The 23,955-nt window shown below is 70.6% G+C and carries 33 protein-coding genes; 5 read left to right on the forward strand and 28 right to left on the reverse strand.

The genetic code is table 11. The features are described 5' to 3' along the window. The first annotated feature begins 63 nt into the window (after nt 1–63). Complete coding sequence (locus ACE1OC_RS42720; RefSeq protein WP_407842070.1) at nt 64–222, forward strand: hypothetical protein; 159 nt, start codon at nt 64–66, stop codon at nt 220–222. A 225-nt stretch (nt 223–447) separates the two neighbouring features. Here ACE1OC_RS42720 and ACE1OC_RS42725 read toward each other — a convergent pair whose 3' ends face one another. The 16 genes from ACE1OC_RS42725 to ACE1OC_RS42800 all read right to left on the reverse strand — a co-directional run bounded on the left by ACE1OC_RS42725 (nt 448) and on the right by ACE1OC_RS42800 (nt 9,581). After that, nucleotides 448–1,287 (reverse strand): hypothetical protein, encoded by an 840-nt coding sequence (locus ACE1OC_RS42725; RefSeq protein ID WP_407842071.1) that lies wholly within the window; start codon nt 1,285–1,287, stop codon nt 448–450. A gap of 100 nt (nt 1,288–1,387) precedes the next feature. Continuing rightward, on the reverse strand, nt 1,388–2,671 hold the full coding sequence (locus ACE1OC_RS42730) for a hypothetical protein (RefSeq protein ID WP_407842072.1): 1,284 nt from the start codon (nt 2,669–2,671) through the stop codon (nt 1,388–1,390). Nucleotides 2,672–2,714: 43 nt separating this feature from the next. Beyond that, complete coding sequence (locus ACE1OC_RS42735) at nt 2,715–2,924, reverse strand: hypothetical protein (RefSeq protein WP_407842073.1); 210 nt, start codon at nt 2,922–2,924, stop codon at nt 2,715–2,717. Continuing rightward, nucleotides 2,921–3,145, reverse strand: coding sequence for a hypothetical protein (locus ACE1OC_RS42740; protein ID WP_407842074.1), 225 nt, complete (start codon nt 3,143–3,145; stop codon nt 2,921–2,923). Before ACE1OC_RS42740 ends, ACE1OC_RS42735 begins: the two co-directional genes overlap by 4 nt. Continuing rightward, a complete protein-coding gene (locus ACE1OC_RS42745) occupies nt 3,142–4,065 on the reverse strand; it encodes an AAA family ATPase (protein WP_407842075.1) in 924 nt (307 codons plus the stop codon). Before ACE1OC_RS42745 ends, ACE1OC_RS42740 begins: the two co-directional genes overlap by 4 nt. Next, nucleotides 4,062–4,415, reverse strand: coding sequence for a hypothetical protein (locus ACE1OC_RS42750; RefSeq protein WP_407842076.1), 354 nt, complete (start codon nt 4,413–4,415; stop codon nt 4,062–4,064). The genes ACE1OC_RS42745 and ACE1OC_RS42750 overlap by 4 nt, the downstream gene beginning before the upstream one ends. Beyond that, on the reverse strand, nt 4,412–5,029 hold the full coding sequence (locus tag ACE1OC_RS42755) for a hypothetical protein (RefSeq protein WP_407842077.1): 618 nt from the start codon (nt 5,027–5,029) through the stop codon (nt 4,412–4,414). The genes ACE1OC_RS42750 and ACE1OC_RS42755 overlap by 4 nt, the downstream gene beginning before the upstream one ends. 74 nt (nt 5,030–5,103) lie before the next feature. Beyond that, complete coding sequence (locus ACE1OC_RS42760; protein WP_407842078.1) at nt 5,104–5,484, reverse strand: hypothetical protein; 381 nt, start codon at nt 5,482–5,484, stop codon at nt 5,104–5,106. Between the two features lie 124 nt (nt 5,485–5,608). Further along, nucleotides 5,609–5,920 carry a hypothetical protein gene (locus ACE1OC_RS42765; RefSeq protein WP_407842079.1) on the reverse strand — a complete coding sequence of 104 codons (312 nt, stop codon included), beginning with the start codon at nt 5,918–5,920 and terminating at the stop codon, nt 5,609–5,611. A 129-nt stretch (nt 5,921–6,049) separates the two neighbouring features. Continuing rightward, a complete protein-coding gene (locus tag ACE1OC_RS42770) occupies nt 6,050–6,340 on the reverse strand; it encodes a hypothetical protein (RefSeq protein WP_407842080.1) in 291 nt (96 codons plus the stop codon). Beyond that, nucleotides 6,337–6,585: a hypothetical protein gene (locus ACE1OC_RS42775; RefSeq protein WP_407842081.1), complete on the reverse strand. Its 249-nt coding sequence runs from the start codon at nt 6,583–6,585 to the stop codon at nt 6,337–6,339. Before ACE1OC_RS42775 ends, ACE1OC_RS42770 begins: the two co-directional genes overlap by 4 nt. A 19-nt stretch (nt 6,586–6,604) precedes the next feature. Further along, nucleotides 6,605–7,066 carry an RRQRL motif-containing zinc-binding protein gene (locus ACE1OC_RS42780; protein ID WP_407842082.1) on the reverse strand — a complete coding sequence of 154 codons (462 nt, stop codon included), beginning with the start codon at nt 7,064–7,066 and terminating at the stop codon, nt 6,605–6,607. Nucleotides 7,067–7,273: 207 nt separating this feature from the next. Then, nucleotides 7,274–7,513, reverse strand: coding sequence for a hypothetical protein (locus ACE1OC_RS42785; RefSeq protein WP_407842083.1), 240 nt, complete (start codon nt 7,511–7,513; stop codon nt 7,274–7,276). Nucleotides 7,514–7,692: 179 nt separating this feature from the next. Beyond that, nucleotides 7,693–8,001, reverse strand: coding sequence for a hypothetical protein (locus ACE1OC_RS42790; RefSeq protein WP_407842084.1), 309 nt, complete (start codon nt 7,999–8,001; stop codon nt 7,693–7,695). A 129-nt stretch (nt 8,002–8,130) separates the two neighbouring features. Beyond that, the gene (locus ACE1OC_RS42795) at nt 8,131–8,913 is read right to left on the reverse strand and encodes a hypothetical protein (protein WP_407842085.1); all 783 of its coding nucleotides are present in this window, start codon (nt 8,911–8,913) and stop codon (nt 8,131–8,133) included. 125 nt (nt 8,914–9,038) lie between these two features. Then, nucleotides 9,039–9,581: a DUF6197 family protein gene (locus ACE1OC_RS42800; RefSeq protein ID WP_407842086.1), complete on the reverse strand. Its 543-nt coding sequence runs from the start codon at nt 9,579–9,581 to the stop codon at nt 9,039–9,041. Nucleotides 9,582–9,735: 154 nt separating this feature from the next. Between ACE1OC_RS42800 and ACE1OC_RS42805 the strand changes: the two genes are divergently transcribed. Next, nucleotides 9,736–9,897: a hypothetical protein gene (locus ACE1OC_RS42805; protein ID WP_407842087.1), complete on the forward strand. Its 162-nt coding sequence runs from the start codon at nt 9,736–9,738 to the stop codon at nt 9,895–9,897. A 1-nt stretch (nt 9,898) separates the two neighbouring features. On the opposite strand, the gene ACE1OC_RS42810 is transcribed toward ACE1OC_RS42805, so the two are convergent. From ACE1OC_RS42810 to ACE1OC_RS42865, 12 genes are all read right to left on the reverse strand, one after another. Next, nucleotides 9,899–12,013: a chromosome segregation protein ParM gene (locus ACE1OC_RS42810; protein ID WP_407842088.1), complete on the reverse strand. Its 2,115-nt coding sequence runs from the start codon at nt 12,011–12,013 to the stop codon at nt 9,899–9,901. A gap of 84 nt (nt 12,014–12,097) precedes the next feature. Continuing rightward, nucleotides 12,098–12,511, reverse strand: a complete 414-nt coding sequence (locus tag ACE1OC_RS42815) for a conjugal transfer protein TraB (RefSeq protein WP_407842089.1) — start codon at nt 12,509–12,511, stop codon at nt 12,098–12,100. Between the two features lie 21 nt (nt 12,512–12,532). Beyond that, complete coding sequence (locus ACE1OC_RS42820; protein WP_407842090.1) at nt 12,533–14,554, reverse strand: ATP/GTP-binding protein; 2,022 nt, start codon at nt 14,552–14,554, stop codon at nt 12,533–12,535. A gap of 374 nt (nt 14,555–14,928) precedes the next feature. Beyond that, nucleotides 14,929–15,165, reverse strand: coding sequence for a hypothetical protein (locus tag ACE1OC_RS42825; RefSeq protein WP_407842091.1), 237 nt, complete (start codon nt 15,163–15,165; stop codon nt 14,929–14,931). Continuing rightward, on the reverse strand, nt 15,162–15,659 hold the full coding sequence (locus ACE1OC_RS42830; protein WP_407842092.1) for a hypothetical protein: 498 nt from the start codon (nt 15,657–15,659) through the stop codon (nt 15,162–15,164). The genes ACE1OC_RS42825 and ACE1OC_RS42830 overlap by 4 nt, the downstream gene beginning before the upstream one ends. Nucleotides 15,660–15,781: 122 nt before the next feature. Further along, nucleotides 15,782–17,959 carry a hypothetical protein gene (locus ACE1OC_RS42835; RefSeq protein ID WP_407842093.1) on the reverse strand — a complete coding sequence of 726 codons (2,178 nt, stop codon included), beginning with the start codon at nt 17,957–17,959 and terminating at the stop codon, nt 15,782–15,784. A gap of 62 nt (nt 17,960–18,021) precedes the next feature. Further along, complete coding sequence (locus ACE1OC_RS42840) at nt 18,022–18,387, reverse strand: hypothetical protein (protein WP_407842094.1); 366 nt, start codon at nt 18,385–18,387, stop codon at nt 18,022–18,024. A gap of 120 nt (nt 18,388–18,507) precedes the next feature. After that, nucleotides 18,508–18,936 (reverse strand): hypothetical protein, encoded by a 429-nt coding sequence (locus tag ACE1OC_RS42845; protein ID WP_407842095.1) that lies wholly within the window; start codon nt 18,934–18,936, stop codon nt 18,508–18,510. 130 nt (nt 18,937–19,066) lie between these two features. Then, a complete protein-coding gene (locus ACE1OC_RS42850; protein WP_407842178.1) occupies nt 19,067–19,255 on the reverse strand; it encodes a DUF5999 family protein in 189 nt (62 codons plus the stop codon). A 213-nt stretch (nt 19,256–19,468) separates the two neighbouring features. Then, on the reverse strand, nt 19,469–19,756 hold the full coding sequence (locus ACE1OC_RS42855; RefSeq protein ID WP_407842096.1) for a WhiB family transcriptional regulator: 288 nt from the start codon (nt 19,754–19,756) through the stop codon (nt 19,469–19,471). A gap of 169 nt (nt 19,757–19,925) precedes the next feature. Beyond that, nucleotides 19,926–20,117 (reverse strand): hypothetical protein, encoded by a 192-nt coding sequence (locus ACE1OC_RS42860; protein WP_407842097.1) that lies wholly within the window; start codon nt 20,115–20,117, stop codon nt 19,926–19,928. A 322-nt stretch (nt 20,118–20,439) separates the two neighbouring features. Continuing rightward, nucleotides 20,440–21,012, reverse strand: a complete 573-nt coding sequence (locus ACE1OC_RS42865) for a hypothetical protein (protein WP_407842098.1) — start codon at nt 21,010–21,012, stop codon at nt 20,440–20,442. Between the two features lie 408 nt (nt 21,013–21,420). Between ACE1OC_RS42865 and ACE1OC_RS42870 the strand changes: the two genes are divergently transcribed. From ACE1OC_RS42870 to ACE1OC_RS42880, 3 genes are all read left to right on the forward strand, one after another. Next, nucleotides 21,421–22,173 (forward strand): GntR family transcriptional regulator, encoded by a 753-nt coding sequence (locus ACE1OC_RS42870; RefSeq protein ID WP_407842099.1) that lies wholly within the window; start codon nt 21,421–21,423, stop codon nt 22,171–22,173. 177 nt (nt 22,174–22,350) lie between these two features. Continuing rightward, nucleotides 22,351–23,388, forward strand: a complete 1,038-nt coding sequence (locus ACE1OC_RS42875; RefSeq protein WP_407842100.1) for an AAA family ATPase — start codon at nt 22,351–22,353, stop codon at nt 23,386–23,388. After that, entirely contained in the window at nt 23,385–23,954 is a 570-nt protein-coding gene (locus ACE1OC_RS42880) for a phosphotransferase-like protein (RefSeq protein ID WP_407842101.1), read from the forward strand. The genes ACE1OC_RS42875 and ACE1OC_RS42880 overlap by 4 nt, the downstream gene beginning before the upstream one ends. Nucleotide 23,955: the final 1 nt, after the last annotated feature.

Raw genomic sequence — 23,955 nt, forward strand, 5'->3', positions numbered from 1 at the left:
CCACCCCGTGAATCAGGCGCGCACCGACCGGCCCCTGACGGTCTACCGCGTCGGAGGCCCCAGATGCGGTGTCTCGATGCAGCCGGACTGCCGTCAGAGGCCGAGGCCCTGGCCATGCTCGTCCAGCTCTCCCAAGAACCCGTCGCCGCGGCCTGCCTCGTCGTCGGTCACGAGGGCGATCCGCTCGACGCCCTGTTCGGCGCCGCCACCGACCGCCCCTGACTGAGCAGTCCCTCCTGGCCCGCACCGGTGTCGGCGAGCCCTACCGCCAGACGAGGGGCAGGAAACACAGAAGGCCCGTGCTCCCCCGCAATGCGGGGAGCACGGGCCTTCGTTGTCGCTCGGCGTAGGGATCAGATGGCAGTCGTCTCGGCGACGGTGCACGCCAGGCTCGACCATGTCGGTTGCGGGCGCGACTCAAGGAACGGGAATTCGCTCGGCCTCGGTCTATCGGGCGTTGGCAGCGAGGGCGCGGTGGCGGGCCAGGGCGCGGCGTTCGGTCCAGGTCGTGGCTGCGGTGGTCGGGTGAGTGCCGCGAAGGGCTTCGGTGTAGAGCCAGCGGTCACGCTGCGCGTCGGATGCGGGGGAGCCGTAGCCGGCGTCGCGGAGGGCCTGCCAGGTCGAGGCGCTGTGCGGGGCCTGGCAGGCCATGCACAGGAGCTGAGTGATGGGTGAGTCGTCAGTCATCCGGCAGCCAGCGCTGCACGTGAACGTGCTGGTGCAGCCGCAGCCGAAGCACGCGGCGGGGTCGGCGCCGTCCCACAGCGGGAGCTTGAACAGGCTGACGTGGTAGGCGTCGGCGGAGGGCCAGCGAGCGAGGCAGTAGCGGCAGGCACGCACGGGGGAGTACCCGGCGCGGCCCGAACTGCTTGCGATCTCGCTGGTGCGGCTGGCCCGGCCGCAGGCCGGGCACTGCTCCTGGACCGCGACGTCCGTAGCCTCCAGCCACTCGACGGACACAAAGGTGACGGGCAAGGCGTGCTTCCTGTCCGGCTGCGTCAGCTCGGTGCTCCAGGGGCCGTCGGTGGCGGGCACCGCGCGGGCCCACGCCCTCTTCACACCGAAGGCGATCAGGTCGTTGAGCTCACTGCCCGGCCGGATGCACTGCCCGTAGACGGTTCGGTACTGGGCAGAGGTGACGGCCAGGATGCTGCGCTCGTCCGGGTGTCCGAGCATGAGGAGCGTGCCGCCGTCCTCGCCGATCGCCACGACTGGGACTCCGTAGAGGGTGGTGAAGCCGTCCGCCGTGCTCAGCGGGAAGGCCTCGGTGGTGTTGAGGGTGTTCATGGTGGTGCCTCCGTTCGGTCGGTGGATACGGGGCAGTTCGTCTCAGGGGGAGGTCGGCGTCGTGGCCAGCCGGAGCGCGAGCAGCGTGTGCTTCTTGCGGTCAGGGTCGGGCCCACGTCCACTGGTCGAGTTCGTAGTCGGCGAGCTGGGAGACGCTGATGATGGAGCGCTCAGCCCATTCGTCCTCCACGGTGACTCGGCCGTGGTCGCTGCGCATGCGGCGGACGATGTAGAGCATGCCGGGCCGGCTCTCAGAGTTTCGAGGCGTGTCCGGGGCGTCGGCAGCGGCCTCGGTGGTGGGACGGAGGGCCCAGACCTGGCCGGCCTCGGCCAGGAGGAACGGGTCGCTCGTCAGGACGGCATGGCACACGGCTGCGTAGGCCGCCGGCTCGGGGATGCAGTCCTCGGTGACGAGTTCGGTGACGCAGGCGGTGATGAACTCGGCGGCCTTGTGCGGGCCGATGAGCAGGTCGATGGGCAAGGCGGCATGCATGAGAGAACCTCCGTCGGTTTCGATCAGGGGGTACGAGGTCACCGCGCGGGCCCAGCCCGTGGTGTGGCGGGTGGGGCTGGGACCGCGCGGGAAGCTCATTCGGTGCGTGCGGATCAGGCGGCCGCGGCCTGGGCGGGGGAGTCGAGGGCGACACCGCGCAGGGCATCGAGGATGTACGCATCGAAGGAACCCTGGTACTGGGCTGCGAGGGCGAGGCCGGTGGCGCGGTTGCAGGCGTAGTGGGTGGCGGCCGCGCTGGCACCGGTATCGGTAAGGGCGCGGTCGGCGGCGTCGGCGGCGAGGCGCCGGATCCACCACTGGGCTTGCGGACTCGCGTCGGGCACGGGCGGCGTCGTCGGCCAGCGACTCGGCCTTCATGCCGCTGGTGGTGTCCGGGCCGCCGCGCAGCCGCCAGGTCTCGCGCCGCTCGCCCACCTCCTTCGGGTCGGCATCCCAGTCGGCGGCCCAGTGGAGCGCGAGCGCGGGGACCTGGTGGGCGATTACGTCCAGGACCTCCCGGCCGCGAGTGCCCAGGGCCTGCCAGGCGTCGGTCTCTTCCACTACGCGGATCTGGTGGGAGAGCAGCCGGTAGGGGTAGTGGCGCTGGCCCCAGTTGCCGGTCTCGCCGAGCGGCTCCACAACCCACAGCCGAACCGGCCAGCCGGTGGGCAGGATCCCGGTGTCCTCCAGGACCTCCCCGACGCTTTTGACCATCCGGAAGTAGGAGTGGGGCGTCTCGTCGAACCACTTCCGGCGGCCCGGGGTGGGGTGGTCGATGACCTGGCCGACGGCGTCGGCGAGGCTGACCGGCGATAAGCGGCGGCTGCGCTCAATGATCCCGTCGGCCGGGGTGGCCATGTACCAGACGGGCTGCTTCGGGGTGCGGGTCATGAAGTCCTCCAAGGTGGCCGGCGGCCCGGGTGGGCCGCCGGGTTCAGAACTGGACGGTGACGGTGATGGGAGTTCGGTGGTCGCCGTAGTCGCGGCGCGGGTCGTGAACGGTCCGGCGGTGCGCGGCGAAGCCGGCTGCGCCGCCCTGGACCGCCGTGTTGCACTCACCGCAGCCGATCCACCAGTCCTCCCCAGCGGGAAGCTCGGCTGGGGTGAGCGGGTGGGGGTGCGGGCCGGGAGCAGCGCGGCTCACCGCTCCGCTCCGGCGCCGGCACGGAGCTGGTCGAGGCGCGCGGCGGTTGCGGCGAGCTCGGCGGTGAGGCGGGACAGCCCGATGGCCGGGTCGGTGACGGGCTCGCACCGGATAGGTCCGGAGGCGAAGACCCTGGACTCGTGAACCAGCTCAAGGCCGAGCTCAGCGAGGACTCCGAGCGTCTCCTGCGCGTCGGGCCCAGCGAAGCGCTCGCCGGTCACCTCGCCTCCACGAGGACGTCGTCGTCCTGGCTCAGGAGGGTCTTAGGCCCGTGGAGGGTGCAGACGCTGTCCTCGTCGTCGTCCAGGTCGCCGTTGAGCGCCCGGAAAAGGGAGGTGACGCTGTAGGCGGGCGCCCAGGCGCGGGCGATGCACTGGTCGTTGTGCGGGCAGGGCACCAAGACGTCGAAGCCGATGTCGCCCTCGCCATCCACGTCGGTGCGCAGCGCGAGGATGAGGCGCCGCTGGCCGAGGCGGACCTCGCCGACGCGGTCGCCGCCAGCGATGTCCGAGTCGAGCCAGCGCCACAGCGGCAGGATCTCCTCACCGAAGGTCCGGCGCACGAGCAGCAGGTCGCCCAGCCCGCCGCCGCCGTCCAGGCCGAGCTCGGCGGTGCGCTTCTCGCCGAGGCGCTTCGGGTACGGCAGGAGCCAGCCGAGGCTGTCGGCCAGGATGACCTCGGCGAAGCCTTCGGAGGCGAGGCTGGTGTGCGAGTTGACCATGTCCCTGTACTGCTGCAGCACAACGTCCTTGGGGACGGTGCGGTTGGCCGGCCGCGGGCCCTGCCTCTCGACGCAGACGGTGCCGGGCGTGGAGACCATGACCGCGATGGGAAGCATGTTGTGCCGCTTGGCTGCGGCGACCAGCGGAGCCCTGGCCGAGCTGGTGACGTTGGTGGCGTCGATGACCGTGAAGAGACGCCGGCGCATCCGGGCCTCCAGGAGCAGGTGCAGGACGGCGACGGCGGCGCCGGTCGCGTCCTGGTCGCCGGCGTCGCTGACGGCTTCGCGCAGCGCGTCAAGGGACAGCACCTGTGAGGCGGGCCAGGTGCGGACGAGCGTGGACTTCCCGGCCCCGCTCGCGCCGATGAGGATCACCAGGCTGTGCTCGGGCAGCTCCGTGAAGAAGGTCGGCGTGCTCATACGGATTCTCCTTGCGGATGGAGGGTGGCGGTGGCCCGGTGCAGGCGCATCCCGGCGGAGTCGGTGAGGAAGGCCGCCGCCTCCTCGAGTGCGCGCGCTGCGTCCTCGCCGTCCGGCGGTGTGAGCGCGGCGGCCCGTGCGGCGGCGCGCGAGGCGACGGTGAGCAGCTGGTTGAGGGAGCCGAGGATGCCGTCCTGCGGGAAGGGTTCGTCGAAGAGTTCACGCAGTGTCTCGGCGAGGAACTCAGCGTCGGCGGGGCCGTCCAGCTCGTCCTGGATCTGTTGAATGGCGAGCTTCACGATCCCCGCCGAGGCACGCACCCGGCTCAGTCGGCGGCCGGCGGGAGTCACCGGCGGCCGCTCTTGCGCAGGGCGATGAAAGTGGTGACCAGGGCGGCGGCCACGCCGATCGAGCGGTGGGCCGCCTCGTCCAGCTCCATCAGCGCCGTGCCCGGACCGGACAGGTCTTGCACCGGCTCGGGGTATGCGGTGCCTTCGCCGCCGGCCTTGCGGACGACGGTGGCGTGCTGGACGTAGCCGCTCTTGCCGGTCTTCTCGGCGAGCCAGAGCAGAGGTTCGCGCCTGTCCAGAACCGCATGGGTGAGTGCATTGATCGCGGCGCCGGTCAGGAGCGCGGCCGCGGGGATCCGGTAGCCCAGGGTGCGGGTGACGGCGAGGGTAGAGGCGAGCTGCACGGCGGAGTAGCTGGCGACATGCCGGCTCACCGAGCGGCGGCCGTACGCGCTGGCGGTGCAGGTGCGGCCCTCGGCCCCGTGCCGCCACGGGTCCTCGGTGACCAGGGAGCCGTCGTTCTTGTAGACCAGGTGCGAGCCGTGCATGCCCTTGGTCGAAGCGTCGTGCGAATTCTGTGCCCAGTGGTCCCCGAGTGCGTGGACTCCCTCGAAGACAGCGGTCAGGGCGGCGACCAGGGCCAGGCCCTCGATGGCGCGTAAGCGGTCGGTCATGCTGGCGGTACTCCTCATCTCGTAGGGGGTGCTCCGGGGCGGCCGGGTTCGATGCCTGCGGCCGCCCCGGACGTTCAGCGGTCGGCCGTGTGGGCGGTGGTGGTGCGGACGGTGTCGGCGAGGATCACGGTCAGCTCGTGTCCGTGGTCGACGGCGTCCTCGAGGCGCTCGATGAGCGCCAGGGGCAGGCCGCGGTCGCGGGCTCCGGCCAGGAGGCCCTCGAGGTAGAGGACGTCGGCGAGGATCCGGCCCCGGACGTCCAGGACGCAGGGCTGCACGTGCAGGGCGTCGGTGTTCTTCTCGGTGGCCTGGGCCGCGTGGTCGGTGGCTTCGGCGTAAGCGGTCTCGGTCTGCTCGGTCAGCAGCGCGTCGACGTGGGTGGTGTCGCCGTAGGCGCGGCGCCATCCGAAGCGGGCGGCGGCGGCTTCCATGAGCGATCGGCGGGCGAGGGGCATGGTGGCCTCCAGGGGAGGGCCGGTCGCCCGGTCTCGGTTGACCGGACGGACACCGCACGGTCCCGGCCGCCGGCGCGCGGCGGGCGGGAGCGTACGGAGTCCGAGCGCTCAGCTCGGGCAGGGATCAGCCGGTCGTCTCGACAGCGGTGTGCGGGTCAGTGCGGTGGGGGCAGTGCTCCCAGGGCACGATCTCGCCGATGGAGTGGAGGCAGCCGAAGCACTGGTCGCCGATCGGGGCGTCGAAGCAGATCAGCAGGTCGATGTCGGCGGCTCCGTCGTGCCGTTCGTGCAGGACGTCACCGTGGGGGCAGTCGCCGGTGCCGGCCTCCGAGTAGAAGGGCACCGGCCGGTGCTGGACCTGGGTGCTGCCAAGGCTGGGTTCGGGGTCCGCGGGGAGGGCGCCCGGGAGCGGGGTGTTGTGATGGTGATCGGGCATGCTGGAGGTGCTCCTCATCTCGAGTTCTGGGGGTGCGGAGTCGTGGGCGGCCGGCCATTTTGCCGATGCTGCGGCCGCCCCGTGAGCTCCGCCGCCCTCGGCCGGGTTCCGGCCGGGGGCGGCGGTGTTTTAGAAGGGCGGCTCGTCCCAGGCCGGGATGGGCAGGAGCCGGATGCGGAGCTCGCGGCGGGCCGACCAGCAGCCGCACGCCTCCATCTCCGGGAAGGCGCCGCCGGTCCACCAGCCGCCTTCGCCGTGGCAGTGCGGGCAGTTCGGCCGGGGCTGGGCGGTGATCTCGATGAGGTGCCGGTTGGCGTGTAGCTTGAGGTGGCCGGCCCTGAGTGCGGCGGCGGCCGCCGCTGCGGTGAGCGGGACGGCGGCGGCCAGCAGCAGTCCAGCGGCGAGGCGGCGGGAGGTCAATTCAGCGGGATGGCGCGGCAGGCGGTGGCGTGGGTGTTGGCCTTCGGCCGGATGCGGAACAGGAGGTCCTGCTCCGGCAGGTTGGAGGATTCGCCGCAGCCGAGGCAGTTCCAGCGGTTGTTCTCGGCGTGCTCGCCGTGGCCGGTGACGTCGACGTAGCTGCCGCCGGTCGTGAGGAACCTGATCTGCAGGTTCTTGGGCCGGTCGGGTTCGGTGAAGGCGGTGGCGCGGACGGCGGTGCTCATGGGCGGGTGTCCTCTCGGGTCAGGCGGCCAGCAGGTGCTTGGCCGGGGGCGCGAAGTAGGAGCTGGGGTCGGCCGGGGTGCCCTCGTGGCATTCCAGGCACGAGCCGATGGTCTTGAGGGGAAGGCAGAACACGTACCTTCGGCCGCAGGTGGGAACCGGGCATGTCTGCCGGGCGGCCATCGCACGGTCCAGCGCCCACTCCTGGGCGAGCGTCGGGACCCGCTTCGGTCGGGCGAGGCTCACGTCGTAGAGCCAGCCGCGGGTGGGGTGGTTGCACGACTGGTCGGGCCGGAACGCGCAGTACTTGCAGCGCAGGACGGCGACCGGGTCGTGACCGCCGGGGCTCAGCCCCTTCTCCCTCAGTTGCCGCCGGGTAAGCAGACCCTCAGGTAAGGCCCCGCGATCATGTTCTGGCAGCGTCATGTTGGAGCGCGGAACCCGCTTGAGTTCGCGGCGCCGCTTGCGCCGTACCCGCGGCATCACCGGCTCCAGGTACCGGGCAGGCGTCGCTGGGGCAGGGGGTAGCGGGGGCCGGGGATGGTGGGGCGCGGGCGGCCGGTCCTGCGGCGCGGCCGGGGGGTGAGCACGATGGACCCTCCAAGACGAAGCAGTGGCTGGGCACGTACGGGCGCCCGCCGTCCCCGTTCGGGGTGGCGGGCGCGGGGTTCAGCGTGTGCTCGGCGCGGCCTATGCGGGGCGGGGGAGGGCCCGGCAGGTCTCGGCGTGCTTCTGGGCGTCGTGCTTGACGGTCTCGGCCCTGTAGTTGAGGTAGCGGGAGATGTCCCGCTGACAGCCCCGGCACGTCGCCGTGGTCTCGTTGCCGTTATCGCTCACGTCAACGGTGGCGTCGTGGTCGCCGGTGATCTCGGCGGCCTTGGTGAGGTAGCGGGCGATGACGCCCTCGAGCCATGCGGTCTGGCTGGTCACGGGAGCGACTCCTTCGGGGTAGGCGTGGGTGATGCACCTGCCGAGTGCGGCGGGGTGGGGTGGCTGGTACGGGGATCTTGCTGAGGCCGGTCGGCCTGCCCGGGCACCGGCACCCGGCCGGCCCCGGGGTGCGGGGTGGCGGGTGCCGGTGGCCAGGCGGAGCGGCCGGGGCAGATGAGTCAGAGTGCGGCGGTGATGACGCCAAGGACGAGGGCGGCCGCGGCGACGAGGATGAGCGCGGCTCCCGCAGTGGCCGACCACGGGTGGCCCATGCCCTTGGGGTCCTTGATGTCGGCGAGGTTGTCGGCGATCTGGGCGTGCAGGGCGGTGAGCGGAGTCAGGGAGGCGTACGGGCGGCCGAGTCTGTCTATTCGGCCGGTGCTCTCGCCGTCGGGGAAGTGGCCGCCGTGGATGGCCTGGCGGTGGGCCGCGCCCTCGGCGGCCAGGTCCTCGGAGTGGAAGGTGACGGGGCTGGTGGTGCTGCACACGGCACAGCGGTATCGGTAGCGGCGCACAGAGGGGGTCCTTGTCGTGAGGTGTGAGCGGGCAGTGCTGTGCCCCGCCGCGCTCGGTTGTCGACGGGGCACAGGCTTGGGCGTAGGGCGCGGTTACAGGGTTCAGTGCTGGATCGGATGCACGTTGTCGGGTGCCTCCTCGGCGGGCGGTGCGGGCTGGGCGGGGATGTGGATCTCGGGCCTGATGTCGATCTGGGGCTGGACCGGGGCGTAGTTGTTGATGACCGGGCGCAGGCTGAGGCCGCGCAGGGCGAACGTCGAGGCGATGGTCCAGGCGAGGACGGCGATGACCGTGGCGACGGTGTGGCCGTCAGCGGGGGTGGTGGTCCACACGGCCGTGGCGGTTACGGCGCCCCAGAGGGTCCAGGTGATGCGGGCGCCGGTGGCGCCGATGAAGCCGCCGATGAGGCCGAAGAGGCCCGTGAGCTGCCAGAAGGTGTAGGCGGCGGAGCCGCTGACCGGGAGGCCGGCGGTGTGCTGGTCGATGTAGACGCGCACCGGGGTATCGACGACGTCCCAGAACTCGCTGGAGGTGCTGGTGCCGATCGAGGTGGTGGGCGCCGAGGCGGCCAGGCCCCGCAGGAAGCCGTCGAAGATGTCGCCGGCGGCCTCGAGCAGAATGATCAGCACGCAGACTCCGGCAAGGACCAGGAGCGCCTTGATCCAGTTGGCCATGCCGTGCCAGCCGGCCTTGCGGGCCGTGCGGATCTCCTCCCACCGGCGGTGGAAGACGCCGCCGCCGTCCCAGGCGTCGTTCCAGGTGCTGCTCCACCAGGCGAGGATCTCCTCGAACTCGGCGTCCGTCGTCTTGGTCGTGGCTTCGGTGTCGGCCTGGTCGCTGAGCGGGTGCTTCTTGTTGGTGGGCTGCTCGTCGTTGGAGGGCATGGTCGGGCTGCTCCTTCACGGGAGGTCAGTGATGTTCAGGGGGAGTACCGGCCGGGTGGCCTGCCCGCGTGCCCGATCCCGGTAGCGGGTTCGGGCACGAGGCAGGGGGCCCGGAAGGGGCGGGGCTACAGGCCGCGGGTGTCGGCGAGGGTGGCGGCCTGGGCGACCATGCGGGCCGGGATACGGCTGGTGGCCCAGGAGTCGTTGAAGGCGGGCACGGAGTCGACGTGCTCGCCGAACGTGCGTTGGATCGCGTGCAGCAGAACGGAGACGGCGCTGTCCTGCAGGCCACCGTCGCCGCGGGCCTCGATCCCGATCGCGCCGAGCATGCAGCGGGCGCCTTCCGCGTCGACCAGGCGGCCGGTGCACCAGCCGGCGGTGAGCAGCCGGTGGTGGGCGCGCTGCAGGAGCGCTGCGACCGGTGTCGGGTACGGGGTCGGCGGCTGGAGGGTCGGGGTGAGCGGGACGGTGACGACGTCGGCCAGGCCGAGGGGCTCGGTGTCGATGTGCGCGGTGTTGACCTCGTAGGCGACGGCGGCCTGGTCCAGGCGCAGGGTCATCTCCGAGGTGACGAGGGTCAGCCGTTCCTCGAAGGACAGCTTCGAAGCAGGTCGGGTGGCGGTCGCGGTGGGGTGGTCTGTGGTGAGAGGGGCGGGGGAGGAGGGCATCGGGGCTCCAGGCAGCGCAGGGGCACGCCGAAGGCCGCCGTCGGGGGCTGGCGTCCTTCGGCGTGGTGCAGCAGGGGAGTTGGGTGCTGGTGGTGGGTAGGCACCGTCCACGCGGCCCGGGCATCCTCGGGCTGGCAGACGGGGAGGGGTTGGGGTGGAGTTCGTTTTCGATTGCGGTTGGTGCGGTGGGGACAACTACTTCGTGGGCCGGCAGGTCGGCTGGTGGGCCGACAAGTGGGAGATCCCTTCGGATTGGCACTGCCGCTTCTGTGACGGGCTCAACGACACCCCCGACCCGCCGTGGACCGAGGCGTAGATCAGGTGCGGGAGAGGTTCTTGATGGCCTCCAGTGCCTGGCGGGGCGAGGTCACCGTGTCGCGTCGGGTGGCCGGCTTCCCGCCACCGCTGCGGCGATTGCCGCCCTTCGCCGGTGCCTCCTCGTCCCCGTATTCGTCGTCCTTGGGTTCGGGGCCGAACTCGCCGGGCCGGGGCGGCTCGGTCCAGTCGAACCACAGGTCACGGGCTTCGAGCTCGCGGATCTCGTGGGCGGTGAGGGTTTCGATGGTGTCGGGGAAGTAGCCGTCGATGCCCGCCTTGAAGTCCATGAACAGCGTCCGCAGGACATCGGGCTGTTTGGCTTCGACGATCCAGCCAGCGCCGCCGGTGTTGGAGTCGGAGGGCGGCTCGGGCTCGCCGCGCATCACGCGGTCGATACGGCCGGCTTCGGCGGGGGAGAAGGAGCGGGGGAGGGGGTCGGGGGTGTTCTCGGATGAGATGCCCAGGGCCTTGAACATGTCGCCGACCTTCTTCGGCGCGACCTTCAGCACGACGGGGATGCAGTTCTCCCGGAGGTTCTCGCACAGCAGCTGCGTAAACCCGTCCTGGACGTAGATGGACTGGCCGGCGACCTTCAGGCCGACCCCGTACTTGCGGCCCTTGACCGACACCCTTTCGGCGAGGTCCATGATCTCGGCGCCGAACAGGCCGTCGCGGGCGGCGGAGAGGAACTCGTCCAGGTAGGCGGACAGCATCCGGTAGGGGCAGCCGGGCAGGTTCGGGTCCCAGTCGTGGACCTGACCGTCCTCCCACACCATCTCGCCGCGGATCTCCATCAGCGCGTTCAGGACCCGCAGGAGGCGGATCATGTAGAGCGCGCCGACGCCGTAGCGGGCGGTGTGGCTGCCCAGCACGGCCGTCTTCTCATCCGGTGCCTCTGTGGCCAGCATGACCACGGCTCCGAACAGGGCGTCGGCCGCGACGTGCAGGGCCATGAGCTGGGTCTTGCCGCCGCCGGAGGGGGCGACGAACAGGCCGTGGGCGGCGCCCCGGTCGGTGTAGACGCGGTTGCGGGCGGGCTGGCCGTTGCCGAGGTAGCCGGTCACCCACCGTCCGTCCTTGTCCGGGGTGAGGAGCTCCCTGGTCGCGGGGAAGACCTGCCCGAGCGGGCTGGTGTCCCACAGGGAGACCAGGACCTGGTTGCCGTCGACGGTGACGAACAGCCGGCCCTCGTCGTACTTGGTCTTCAGCGCGGCCGCCAGCGTGTGCCGGTTGACGCGCGGCTCCCCCATCTCGTCGGGAACCTGGGCGATGTAGTGGGTGACCCTGCGCCCGTGTTCGCGGACCTTACGGACGAACTGCGAGCCGGGTACGGGACCGCCGGCCTGACCGATCCGGTCGGCCCACCACTCGTGGTCGGTGGGCGCCTTACGGCGCTGCTCGTTCATGTCGGGGGTGACGTGAACTTCCTTCCAGCCGGGACCGCCCTCACGCCCGTACTGCCGTCCCACCTCCTCGATCCGTACATCGGTGACGTCGACACCGAACGCGGCAGCGACGGCCTCCTCGGTCAGGCCGGAGATCGGCCTGCCCGGCTCGGCAGCGCGCAGCAGGAGCGACAGGTCCATGGGCATGCCGGGGTGCGGGGTGGCCTTGATAACGATGGTGCGGCCAGGCAGGCCGCGGTTCTCCCACAGCCAGCGGACCTGGCGGGTGAAGTTGTCGGCGCCGTCGTCCGGCTGCGCCGGCGAAGGCTCAGGGACAGCCTGCATCTGCGGGGCGGGGGCCGGGGCGGCGAGGGCGGGACGGTGGTGGCGGCGGGTGTGCCGGGAGAACGGCAGGACCAGCAGGCCGGCGGCCGCCCATCCGGCGGCGAGCAGGCCGTCCAGGCAGTAGGGGCCCCAGCCGATGGTGTGCCGGGCTGCGACGTCGATGGCGGCGGCGGCCACGAGCGGAGACCAGCGCAGGATCTTGCGTCCCGCGCCGAGCCCGTCGCTCTTGTAGGCCAGGAACCAGCCGCCGAGGCCGGCGACGCCCGCCAGCTGCACGACCGTGTTCACGGGGCTGTCGGGGTAGAGGGTGGGGGCCGCGGCGAGGACCGGGGCGGCCAGGGTGTAGAGGGTGCGCTCCAGTGCGACGCTGCGCGGCACAGACACGGCGGTGCTCTCCTTCGAGAAAGGGCGAGGGCGGCTCCGCCGTACCGGCGGGCCGCCCTCGGGGGTGTGTAGGTGGATCCGGGGTCAGCGGACGAGGAAGCCCGGCTTGGGGGTGCGTTCGCGGCGGCCCGAGCGGACGGTGTCCAGGCCCTCGTACAGCCGTGCGTGCGTACGCCGCGTGTCGTCGGCCAGGCCAGCGACTTCCTGGGCGGTCTCGTGGAGCTTGCGGACTTCGACGGCGGCACCGCCCAGGGCGACGGACACCTGGTTGGTCATCTCCACGAACTTCACGTCGAGCTCGGCGTTGGCGATGTCGACGGCCAGGCCCTCCGCGCGCTGGGCGTTCGTGCGCATGCCCAGCAGCAGCCCTTCGAGTTCGCTGCTGGCCATCTCCATGGCCGTGCCCAGCGTCTTGAGCTTGTGCTGGACGGCCTTGAAGCGGTTGTCGCCGTCGCTCTGGGCGGCAGCGCCGCCGGTGTGGGGTGTGAGGTCGCTCATCAGCAAGTTCTCCCGGCTTCTCTAGTCGTGGTGGGTGGCGGAGGAGGCGGTGGCCAGGCCCGCGTCGTCCATGGCCTGGATGTCCTCGCCGTAGGTGACGCCGACCGAGAGGGCGGTGATCCGCGCCCCCTGGGAGGCGATCTCGCACTCGGTGGCGCACCGTTCGGCCAGCTGCTTCATCCGGGCCGCGGCGTCGGCGAGATCGGTGATCTGATCGATGACCTCAGTGGCGATGTTGTGATCACCGACCAGGTCGGCCGCCATGTCCCGCAGGGCGTCGGCGACCCTGCCGAGCGCGACGGCCAGGTCCTCGGCACGTGCCTTGTCGAGGTCGGCGGCGATCGCGATGTTCACGATCTCCATCAGGAACTCGCCGAAGGTGATGTCGGTACGGTGCTTGGCCGCCATGCCGGCCTGACCGGCCGCGGGCTTGCTGACCTGCGATGCCACGGGGGGCTCCTCCTGTGCGGTGGGGCGGCTGATGCCTGGACGCTGGGTGTGGGGTTCGCGGGCCCGAGGAAGAGCCGCGGGGCCGGACGGCGCCCCGGACGGGTCGTCGACGATGACCGCGTCCTCGATGTCGTCCTCCTCGGCGAGTCCGGACCGTGTCGGCCGGCTCGGACGGCCGGGGCTGTCGACGGTGAACCCGAGGTCCTCCGGCTTCACCGTGCCGGACGGCTCCTCCGCCTCGGGCTGGGCGTAGCCCTCGCGGGCCTTGGTGAAGAAGTCCCTGAGGCGGTCCTTGAAGGAGCGCTCGTCGTCGCTCCCGCCGTCGTCCGGCGGGTCCTTGACGTCGTCGGCCGCGTCCTTGGGATCGTCGGGCGGGTCCTTGACGTCGTCGGGCTTGGAGCCGTCGTCCGTACCGGAACCGTCCTTGTCGGCGGCATCGCCCGCGGGTTCCTCACCCGGCTTCCCGGTGTCGGCCGGCTCCTTGCCGTCCTCCGGCTTCTTGGCTGCGGAGTCGCCCTCGGGGCCCTTGGAGGACGTCTTCGGGTCGTCCTTGGCCGTCTTCTTGGCCGTGGCCTCGGAGTCCTTGCCCGCGGTGGTGTCCGTGGCTTCGCCGTCCTTGGCGGCCTTGGCCTTGGCCTCTGCCGCGCGGCGCTTCTCCCAGCGCCGCTGCGCCTCGCCGGCCACGGCCGCGCCCAGGGTGGTGCGGCCGTCGACCGCCTTGGCAGTCTCCCGCTTTGTCTTCCTGGCGGCCTTCCGCTCGGCTTTCGCCGCTCGGCGTTCCTCCCGCGCCGCCTGCTGGTTGACGCGGTCCTGGTCACGGTCTTTGCTGCGGTCGGCGATGCGTGCCGCCTGGTTGGCGCCGCGCCGCTGCTGACGTGCGGCCTGGCGGGCCGACGCGCGCTCTTGGCGGCCGCGGGCCCGTTCGGCCGCCGGGCTCGAGGCCGGGCGGTTCTGCGACTTGCCGATTCCGTCGCCCTTGCCGGATCTAGGGCCACCTGAACTGCCCTTGCCGGTAAGGCTCTTGCCTGACCCGGGGCCGCCAGATCCGTTCTGGCGACCCTTGGGACCGCCGGACGACTCATTGCCCTTCGAGCCACCGCTACGGCCGCCAGAGGGGCGTCCAGAGCCGTTCCCGGCGCCCTTGGGGGAGTTGCCGCCCCCGGAGCCGCGTCCAGCGCCGCCGGACCCGTTCGTCCCGGAGGTACGGCCCGTACCGTTGGAACCGCCACCCCCTGCGCGCGGGCCGGCCCCGCCAGCGGCCTTGGACCGGCCCTTGTCCGCGCCCATCCCCGACGCGGGGGAGCGTGTCGTGTCGGCCTTTCCGTGGGTCTTCGCTTTCATCAGTGCGGCGTGGAGCTTGCCGTTCTGCTCCATCATGGCGACTTCCGCAGCGGTGCGGGCCTCCACGAGAGCCGCTTTGCGCGCTATTTCTGCCTCACGGAACGGGGATTCCCCGGCATGGCGCTCGCGCATCACGTCCAGCCGGTATTCCAGCCAGTCACCGAGGCGATCGGCGAGAGAGCGAGGCTGGACGTATTCGCTTTCCTCATATTCTTCGTAGTCGCCGTCGCCGGAATTCGGGGCGTCGGGCATTCCCGTATCCCGTAAGGCCATTCGCGGGGAGATGGGGCCGCGAATGGCCGGGATTTCCATGGTTGTTTCCTCCGGGGATTCCGGGGGAACGCCGCCGCCCGAACTGTTTCTGGGCGGTTCTGAATAGAAGAGATCTCCGCCGTCGGGGGCGTCCGGCATGCTGCCGGAATCGGCGCCCCGAGTGGGGAGGTGAACAACGTTGCTTCCGGTGTCGTCGGACACGCGACTCCTCCTCCTGGGCTTGACAGTCGGCTCCGGCCTCGCGTACACGCGCGCACGCCACGCGCGGCACGCGTCACGCGCGGCACGCGTTGGGGTTGCCGAAGGGCCGCCCCCGGGGATCGGGAGCGGCCCTTCGTGCGGTGCGTGGTGGTTCAGCCGGCGTGGCGGCGGTAGACGTTCTCCAGGGCGAGCGCGACGTCACGGATGAAGCCGGTGTCTCCGTCGCGGTAAGCCTGGGTGCCTCGGATATTCATAATCCGGAGCCAGTAGTAGAAAGTGCCGAGGTCGTTGCCGTGCTGGGCGATCAGATCCTGTCTGATTTTCCGCTCGTGTTCCGCACGGTTCATTCTCTTCCGCTCGACTTTCGTGAGCGGGCGACCTGCACTCACGCCGACTCCCTGCGGTCCAGGTTGTAAATCGACGTGGGGCCACCATAGCCCGGATTCGGGTTATGCGCACCCTGCTGACCGAGGTTCTGCGGGGCGGCCTGGAGCGGCGGGTTATTCTTCCGCTCCTTGAGCTGCGCCTTTTCCTTGCGCTGCTTCTTCACATCCTTCACTTTTTCGTCGTGGGCGTGACGCTTGTGGGCGCTCTTTTCCAGTCCCGAACTGATGCTCTTCAGGTCATCGAGAACGCCGTTCAGGGACTTTTCCACCGGGAAGGAGCGCAGGAAAGCCTGACCCCACTTGTCACCCTCCACGCGGGTCCCGCGGCAGTGCACGCGGGCCTCGCGCTGGAGGATCTCCAGCTTGGCCTGCATGTCCAGCACGACCCGGTGGAAGTCCGCGAGGTAGTGCGCGTAGGCGGCGGGGTTCTTCGCGATCTCGCGCAGTGCCGCGTCCGGGTCGTCGAAGAAGGGCTGGCCGTTGTTTTCGGTGCTCACGGGGTCCTCCAGGGGTCGGATCTGCTGTACTCGGGGGGCTGTGGACTGCTTCCGGCAGTCGCAGCGAGGGCCAGCCCGCTTCCTTCGGGCTGGCCCTCACTGGTGTGTGCCGGACTGCGGGGTCAGGTCAGGTGCTTGTCCGCGTCTTCGGGGCGGAGCAGGCCGGCCTCGGAGAGCAGGCGTACCGCGCGGGTGTTGTTGACGGAGAGGTCGGTACGGACCCGGTAGAGGGTGACGAAGCCGTTCGCGTCCCGGGGAAGGTTCTGTACGAGCGGAAGGAGCTCCGCGTCGGTCCGTACAGCCGTCCCTGTACGGTCCGCGCCGCCTGTACCGCCGGTTCCGGTTGCGGGAGAGGACGCAGTGTCCGTACCTGTACGGACCCCCGGAAGGGCGTCGCCACCGGGCTGTGTACGGACGTTGATGGCGCCGGTGCGTCCCTGTACGGCCGCGCTGGCCGTCCCGGCACGTCCCGTGGCCGCCGTACCTGTACGCGCCGCCCCCTCGGGGGTGGTGTGTACGCCGTATGTACGGTCGCTGTACGCCCTGTTCATCCCCGCTTCGGCCCCGCCGTCATGCGGCGGGTGCGAGGCGGGGCGGACAGGGTCCGTACCGTCCCATCCGGCGCCCGTACCGTCCGGCCGAACCGCGTTCTGCGCGGCGTACAGGTCGTGGCTCGCGCCCTCTGTACGGCTGGACGACGCGGTGTCCGTTCCGTCGGTACGCCGGTGCGTACCTGTACGGGCAGCCGTTCCGTTTTCGGCGTCCTTACTGTCGTCGTGCATGAGCGTGTGTACGCGCCAGATGACGGCCACGAAGATCAGCACGACGAAGGTCGTCAGCTGCCAGGGCGCGGACTGGCCGTCCTGGACGAGGTGGGCCTGCTCGGACAGGTGATAGGTGACGTTCGCCGACGCCATCAGCAGCAGCGCGTAGGAGATGTCCTTCTTGGCCCGGAACGCGGTGACGCAGTAGACGTCGATGCTGACCGGGAGCAGCGTGGCGACGTACGGGTGGATGCCCACCATGGTTGCCAGCTTGTACTCGCCGGAGGCGGCGAGCCCGACGCCGGCGGCGAGCGCGATCCACGGGGCCGTCTTCCACGCCTTGTGGCTGACCTTGTGCTGCCAGCCGTTCCAGCGGGAGCTGGCCTTCTTCGCCTCGCGGGCCTCATCGAGCAGTCGGCGGGCGCGCGCCTCGTCGGCCTTCGCCCGGTCGGTGATGCCCTTGGCCTTGCGCTCCGCCTCGGTGGTGATGCGGAGCGCTTCCTTCTGGGCGGCCTCGCGCAGCTGCGCGGTGACGGTCTTGGCTTCGTCGCGCAGCCGCTCGCGCTGCTTGTCGCACGCCGACTTGAGACCGGCGAGCTCGGCGTCGAGGGCCGCGCGCTTCTCCAGGGCCTCGGCGTCGAACGCCTCCCCGAGCTCGCGCAGCTGCTGGCGCAGGTCTGCCCGCGCCTGCTCGGCCTCGGTGTGCGCGGCGGCAACGTGCTGCTCGGCCTCACGGCGCCGTTCGTCCGCGGCCTTGACCGTGTCCGCGTACAGCGCCTCCGCCTCCGCCCGGCGCCCGTCGTACTCCTTCGCCGCGGTGGCGGTGAGAGCGGCGAACCGCTCGCGGGTCTGGTCGACCTCGCGCTGTGCCGCGGCGACCAGGTCGTCGGCCTGTGCCTGGGCGCGGGCCAGGATCTGGCCCGCGTCGGTGCGGCGCTGGTCGACCAGGGTGCTGATCTCGGTGAGGTCGGCCTCCGCCAGGCGGCGGAGCTCGGCGACCGCCGTGGCGGTGGCCGCGCGGTCGGTGGCGGCGAGCTCGGTGAGGTCGGCGACCTGCGCGCGGGCCTCGCCCACCACGCTCTCGGCACGCTCGCGGGCCACGGCCAAAAGGCGGTCGGCCTCGCCGCGCGCGGCCTGGAGGTCGTCCTGCGCTGCCGTGCGCTGGGCGGTGGCCGCCTGGTCAGCGTCGGCGGTGATGCCCGCGGCGCGGGTCTGCGCCTCGGACATCAGCACGGCGACCTGCTCGTGCGTGGCGGCGACGGTGCGCGCGGCCGCCGTCTCGGCCTCCGCCTGGAGGGCGGCGGCCTGCTCGCGCGCGGCGTCGATGACGTCGGCGGCCCGGTCCCGGGCGTCGGCGACGCGGGCCAGCGCCTCGAAGTCGACAACCTCCATCTCCGGCTCCGGCTTCGTCGTCTCGGCCTGGGCCGGGGAAGCGTCGGGGGTGGTGGGGGAGGCGGTGGGCTGCGAAGCCGGACGGGGGGCCGCCGGCTTCTTGCGGGTGGGGGTCCTCTTGCGGGCGGTTCGTGTGGCGGCCACGCCGCCTCCTTCCGGGTCGAGTGCCACCCCTGGGTGAGGGGCGGCGGTTCAAGGTGGTTCGGTCAGTCGCTCTGGGCGGGCAGCTCCGCCCGCCGGTTGGCGGTCGCGTGCTGCTGGGTGAGCCAGGCGATGGCGGCCGCGGTCATGTCCTCGGCCGCGCCGTCGGTGTTCAGCGGGGCGGTGTCGATGTCGCGCATCGCGTCGAGGGCCGGCAGCAGCCGCATGTACTCCGCCCCGGCGGAGTGGATGAAGCGGTCGGAGGCCAGGGCGATCAGGTCGTACTTGTCGTCCAGCCACGTCCGCTGGACCTTGCACACGAACGTGTGGCCGGCCTGCCCGATCCAGAACATCTCCGGGTCGCGGAACAGGACGAACTGACCCCGCTCGAACTTGATCACGCGGGTGGTGCTCTGGGCGCTGCTGCGCATAGCGACTCCTGGCGGTCGGTGGTCCGGGCTGTCCGGTTCCCCGTCACCGCCCGACCCGGCCGCCGGAGTTCGACGGGCGGTGCGGGCGGATCAGGCAGCCGTCAGAGGGCCACAGCGCTGTCAGTCGAGAGCGGCCGGGTCCATCGCCCGGCACTTGTTGGCGTGGTCGTTGGCGTCGGTGCGGGCCAGGTCCCACTCGTCGGGCAGGTAGCTCCCGAAGTCCATACGGGGGCCGCTGGAGCCGTCCGTGGCTCCGGTCGCGCTGCAGCCGCCGCACTCCCACCGGAATCCGTCGACCTTGCGGGGGTTCTCCCGGTCGACGTACGGGCGGCCCTTCCACGTGACGCTGGTGGTGAACTGGTAGGCGCTCACCGCGACCACGGCGCCGCCCATGGTCAGGAAACGGATCAGCGGGAGCGGGACGTCCGGCTCCGGCTCCGGCTCCGGCTCGAAGTCGCCGAGAACGTGGTCCGTTGGCATGGGGTCGATGTCGGGGAAGTCGGTCCCGATGTCCTGCTGACGGCGGCGGAACAGGTCGAGGAGCTGCACGGCGGGTCCCTTCGGATCAAACGGTGAACAGGGCGATCTCACGGGGCAGAGGCGGACTGTCCGGCTCCCAGTCACCGCCCGCACTAGCCGCCAGGGGTGCGGCAGCTGGTGCGGGCGGATCAGGCAGCCGTCAGGCCGTCGCGAAGAGCCGGTGCGGAGCGACGACCTGGCCGTTGGGGAGCAGCTCCCCGGTGTCCTCGAAGAGCACCAAGGAGTTGCAGAGGAGCGACCAGCCCTGCTCCGGGTGAGCGGCGATGGTGTGCGCGGCCTCGCGGTCGGGGCTGTCGGCGGTCGGGCACGTCGGCCGGTGTCTGCACAGGGACTCCGGCATTCGGGTCGTCCCGGTGGTGACGGTGGTCGTCGCGGTGTCGAGCTGGGTGCTGCGCTGCATGAGCTCTCCTGGCGAGTGGCAGGCCCGAGACTCTCCCAGACCAAAGGTGTGCGGAAGGCCGGCCGCCCGTGGTAAAGGAAGCTGGCCTCGGGAAGTCGCAAGGGACGGGCAGTAACCTGTGTCGCCGTCCCGTACTGCAGATCAGGCGGCGCTGGCGATGCGGTCCAGGGCGGCGCCGCGCTTCATCAGGCGCCGCTCGTCCTCGTCCGTCCCGCCCCACACGCCGTACTCCTCACCGCGCTCCAGCGCGCCTTCGAGGCAGGCCGCGCGCAGCGGGCAGGCACGGCAGATGGCCTTGGCCCGCGCGGTCTTAAAGGTCGACAGGGCGTGGGCGAAGAACAGTTCGGGGTCCACACCAACGGAGGCGCAGGCCGGGCGGGACTTCGCGACGGGGGCCTGCTTAGGCGAGGTGCGTACGATGGTGCGCATGAGGGCCTCCAGAGGGTCCGTGCTAGCGAAACAGCCCCGGGGATGCCGCCCCGGGGCTGTTCTGTTCCTGCGGCCGGACGGCCTGAGCGGGAAAGAGGGAGCGTGAGCTCCCGGCGCTCTCCGTCGGCCCCGCCCGAGTGCAGGGCGGGGCCGACGGGCAATGCCGGGTTCAGCTGCGGCGCTTCGCGGACTGCCGGGCCAGGTAGGCGTCCTGGGCATTGGCGAACGCCTTGTGGAGCGGCGCGCCGCTCTCGCAGTCCTGGCCGTTCTGGCAGGGCTGGCAGGCGCGTCGATGGAGGGTGGAGGCGCTGAACGTCGTCATGTAGCGGACGTACAGCGGGTCGGCCTTCGGCCCGGTCATCGGCCGCTGCCCTGCGACGACTGCCTGTTCTGTTCGGCGACCTTCCGCGACAGCTCGGCGTGTTCCTCTTCGGTCAGGCTGGTGATCATCACTGACCTCCCCGTGCCCGGCGCAGCGCTTCGTCCATATCCGGGTCCGAGTCGGTCGGGTGCTGTGCAATCCTGTGATCCATCAGGTCCTCCACGTAGGTCCTGGACAGCCCCGGGGGGTCTCAATTCGCCGGGGCTGTCGCCATCTCGGCTGGTCGTACGAACAGCCACGGCCTCCGCCCTCCCCTACCTGCAGGGAGACCGGAGGCCGTGATCGTTCGTGCGGACGCAGGTCAGCGCGTCGGGTGTACGGGGTGGAGAGTGTCCAGCGGCACCTCGCGGCCGTCGGCCGGACGGTCGCCGTGCGGAACCTGCGTGCGCGCCTCATCCGCGTCACCGACCTGCTTGCGAACGGCGTTCCAGTCGGCGACGCGTACGGCCCCGGTGCGCTCCGCACGGGCCCGAAGGGTCTGGTCGGTGCGGGGGCTGAACGCCTTCGGCAGCACGGTGGTCGGCTGGCGAGACGAGGTCTCCGTGTGTGCGTCGGCCAGTGCTTGGCGCCACTCGACGATCGTCATGTCGAACTCCACACGGCGGTTGCTGCCGCGGCAGTGGATCGCGTCGGCTACGCCGGCCTTGCCGGTGTGGTGCGGGACGAGCTTCTGGATCCGACTCTGCATGCCAGTGATCGGGCACCAGGTCCCACAGTCCTCACAGACGAGGACCGCCTTCAGCGGCTCCCGTAAGTCCATGTGTGAGGGGAACAGCTGGGAGAGCTTGAGGGCAGGGCGGGAACTGAGCTGGCGCTTCGTACGGGTCCGGCGGGGGCGCTCCTTGGCGGTGGGCATCGCGGCCGTGATGGTCATGGCGAATCTCCTCGGGTGCAGAGGGAGGGGAAGGGGACAGCGTCGCGGTGCTCTCTCCGCCCACCAGGCGCACGGGACAAGCCCGACGTCCTGACGGACAGACAGCGCATAGCGCTGCGACGTGCAGCAGAAAGTCGAGAACCCGGAGGATTTGGTGGTGCCATCAACTCCGGCCACCCCGTGTGGGGCAGACGACTTACTGCGGTGGTGCGGGCCATGAAGGGCGTCTGACTCCGGCGCCCCCACCTCGTTAACGAGGCGATGAGACAAGTAGAGCCGACCTCGTTAACGATGTCAAGAACAACGTTAACGAGGTACGCTCACGGCATGACTCTTCCTCAGCTGCAGGCCCGGCCGACCTCTGAGATGTCCTGCCGCCGTAGGATCGTTGGCGAGGTAGGGAGTCGAATGGCGGATGAAATGGGTGGTCAGCAGCCCACCAAACACCAGCGGATTGCTGACGACCTGAAGGCGGCGATCACGGCTGGCGACTACGGCCCGGGCGATCGCCTCCCTGGCGAGAACGCCTTGGCGGCCCAGTACAACGTCGCGGCACTGACCGCCCGCCAGGCCCTGAAGCTCCTGCGAACCGAAGGCCTGATCGAGACGAAGAAGGGCGCTGGCGCGCGTGTCATCGCGTTCCACCCGATCCGTCGCCACAGCGGTCTGCACGGCCCTCCGGCTCCGCAGGGTGCCGGAATGTCGATCCGGGAAGCCGACGAAGACCGGAACACAACCATTGACGTCAGCGTTCAGAAAGCCGAGGCCCCCGCTCAGGTTGCTCAGGCGCTGGGCTTGAGCGAAGGCGAGTTCGTCTGCATCCGCTCGCGTCGTTTCATCGTGGACGGGCGTCCAGTCAGACTTGAGAGCTCCTACTTTCCTCTCGCCCTGCTCGGCGGCTCCGCCCTCCCTGTGGATCTGGGCGAAGGCTCCACGCATGCAGTTCTCTCTGAGTTCGGCCACGCTCCTGTGCACGTCCGTGAGGAGGTCCGAAGCCGGCAGCCCACTCTGCAGGAAGCCACCGCCCTCGGGATGCCTCTGGAGCGATCCGTCCTCAAGGTGCACCGCATCGCAGTTGACAAGGATGGAAGGGCTGTCGAAATGAGCGACACGACACTCGACAGCGCCGCATACGTGCTCAGCTACGGGTTCGACGTCTAAGTCACTCATAGTCATTCGTCTGCCTTCTGACGGGTCGTCTTATCGAACCCATCAGATCGGCTGCAGCTCCCTAGCGACATCACTACGGCTTGTCGAAGCACGTACATACGCTCATTCACAGGTTTTCAACATGTCCGTACACATGGGTTCTGAGGCCCTGGATCTAGGCTCGCGGACATGGCGACGAGGGAGGGGCAGAGGGTGGGGAAGTACCGAGCGGGGTGGGAGCCGGACCGGCTGCGCGAGCAGCGGGAGGCGCATGGCTTGACGTTGGAGAAGGCGGGCGAGCGCCTTCGGGAGGTCGCCGAGCAGGCGAAGCTGAAGGGCATCCCAGCGGCGAATCCGCAGACCTTGTGGCAGCACGAGCAGGGTGAGGTGTACCCGGGTCCGCACTACCGGCGTGCCTACTGCCTGCTCTACCGGGCCACCGAGCCGGACCTCGGCTTCCGCACTGCGCTGCCGGGAGAGGAGTCTGCGTTCAAGCTGACGCCCCTGGATGACCGCCTCAATGGATCTCACGTCCTGGCCGTAGAGCGAGCGATCCACCGCATTGGGCCCGGCGCTGGCGAAGCCGATCATTTCGCCCTGCAGCAGCGCATCATCGATGCCTGGAAGCGGCGGCACACCGGCGGCGACCCTCACTGCCCAGTCCTGATCCTCGTGGGCGGCTATGCCGGCAGCGGGAAGACCGAGCTGGCGAGGTTCCTCGTCCAGTTGACGGGATGGCCGCTGCTCGACAAGGATCCGCTGACCCGCCCGTTGGTTGAGCGCCTTCTGGTCGCGCTGGATGGGGACGCGAACGACCGTCACACCGACCTGTATCGGGAGAAGGTCCGGCCGGTGGAGTACGACTGCTTGATGCAGTCGGCCATGGCCAACATCAAGTGCGGGATCTCCACCGTGCTGACGGCGCCGTTCATCGCCGAGATGACGGACGTGAACTGGATGCAGCGCCTCACCAACCGGTGCAACGCCCTCGGCGTCGACGTCTTCCCGGTCTGGGTCCGGTGCGACGAGGAGTCGATGCGCGAGTACATCGGCTTCCGTTCCGCCGCCCGGGATGCCTGGAAGTTGCAGCGCTGGGAGGAGTACATGGCCACGATCAACCTGGACCTCCGGCCGGCGGTGCCGCACCTGGTCGTAGACAACCGGATGGGCACAGCCGTGTCGCTCGCGGACCAGGCACGGCAGGCGATGGGGGCGGTTTACGCATGAACCGGAAGCAGGGTGTGATCCTGTACGGGCCGCCTGCGTCGGGCAAGGACACCGTCACGAAGGCCCTCACGGCGCTCGACTCGCGGTACGCGCAGTTCGCCAGGCTCAAGGTCGGTTCAGGCAAGAGCGACGGTTACCGCATGGGCACGGCGGCGCAGCTACGCGAGCTCGAGAACGCCGGCGACGTCGTCTACGCGAACTCACGGTACGGGAACACATATGCGATTGACCGGCCCGGCGTCGACGCAGCGTTCGCGGCCGGGGTGCCGGTGGTCCACCTCGGGCAGATCGACGGCATCGGTGCCCTGGTCGACGGCTATCCGGCTGACTGGGAACTCGTGCTGCTGTGGTGTCCGCAGGAGGTCACGGCCGCCCGGTCCGAAGGCCGGGGGGATACCGACACCACCGCACGCTTGGCGGCGTGGGCGGCAACACGCGAGGACCTGGACTCACATCCGGACACCGTCTGGGACCTCAGGGTGGACACCACGACGGCTTCGCCGACGGAGTCCGCCCGGCTCATCGACCGGCTGCTCGCACAGCGGGCGGGAGCCGGAGCGGCGTGAA

The organism is Streptomyces stoeckheimensis, assembly GCF_045822005.1.
In the GTDB taxonomy this organism is placed as follows: domain Bacteria; phylum Actinomycetota; class Actinomycetes; order Streptomycetales; family Streptomycetaceae; genus Streptomyces; species Streptomyces stoeckheimensis.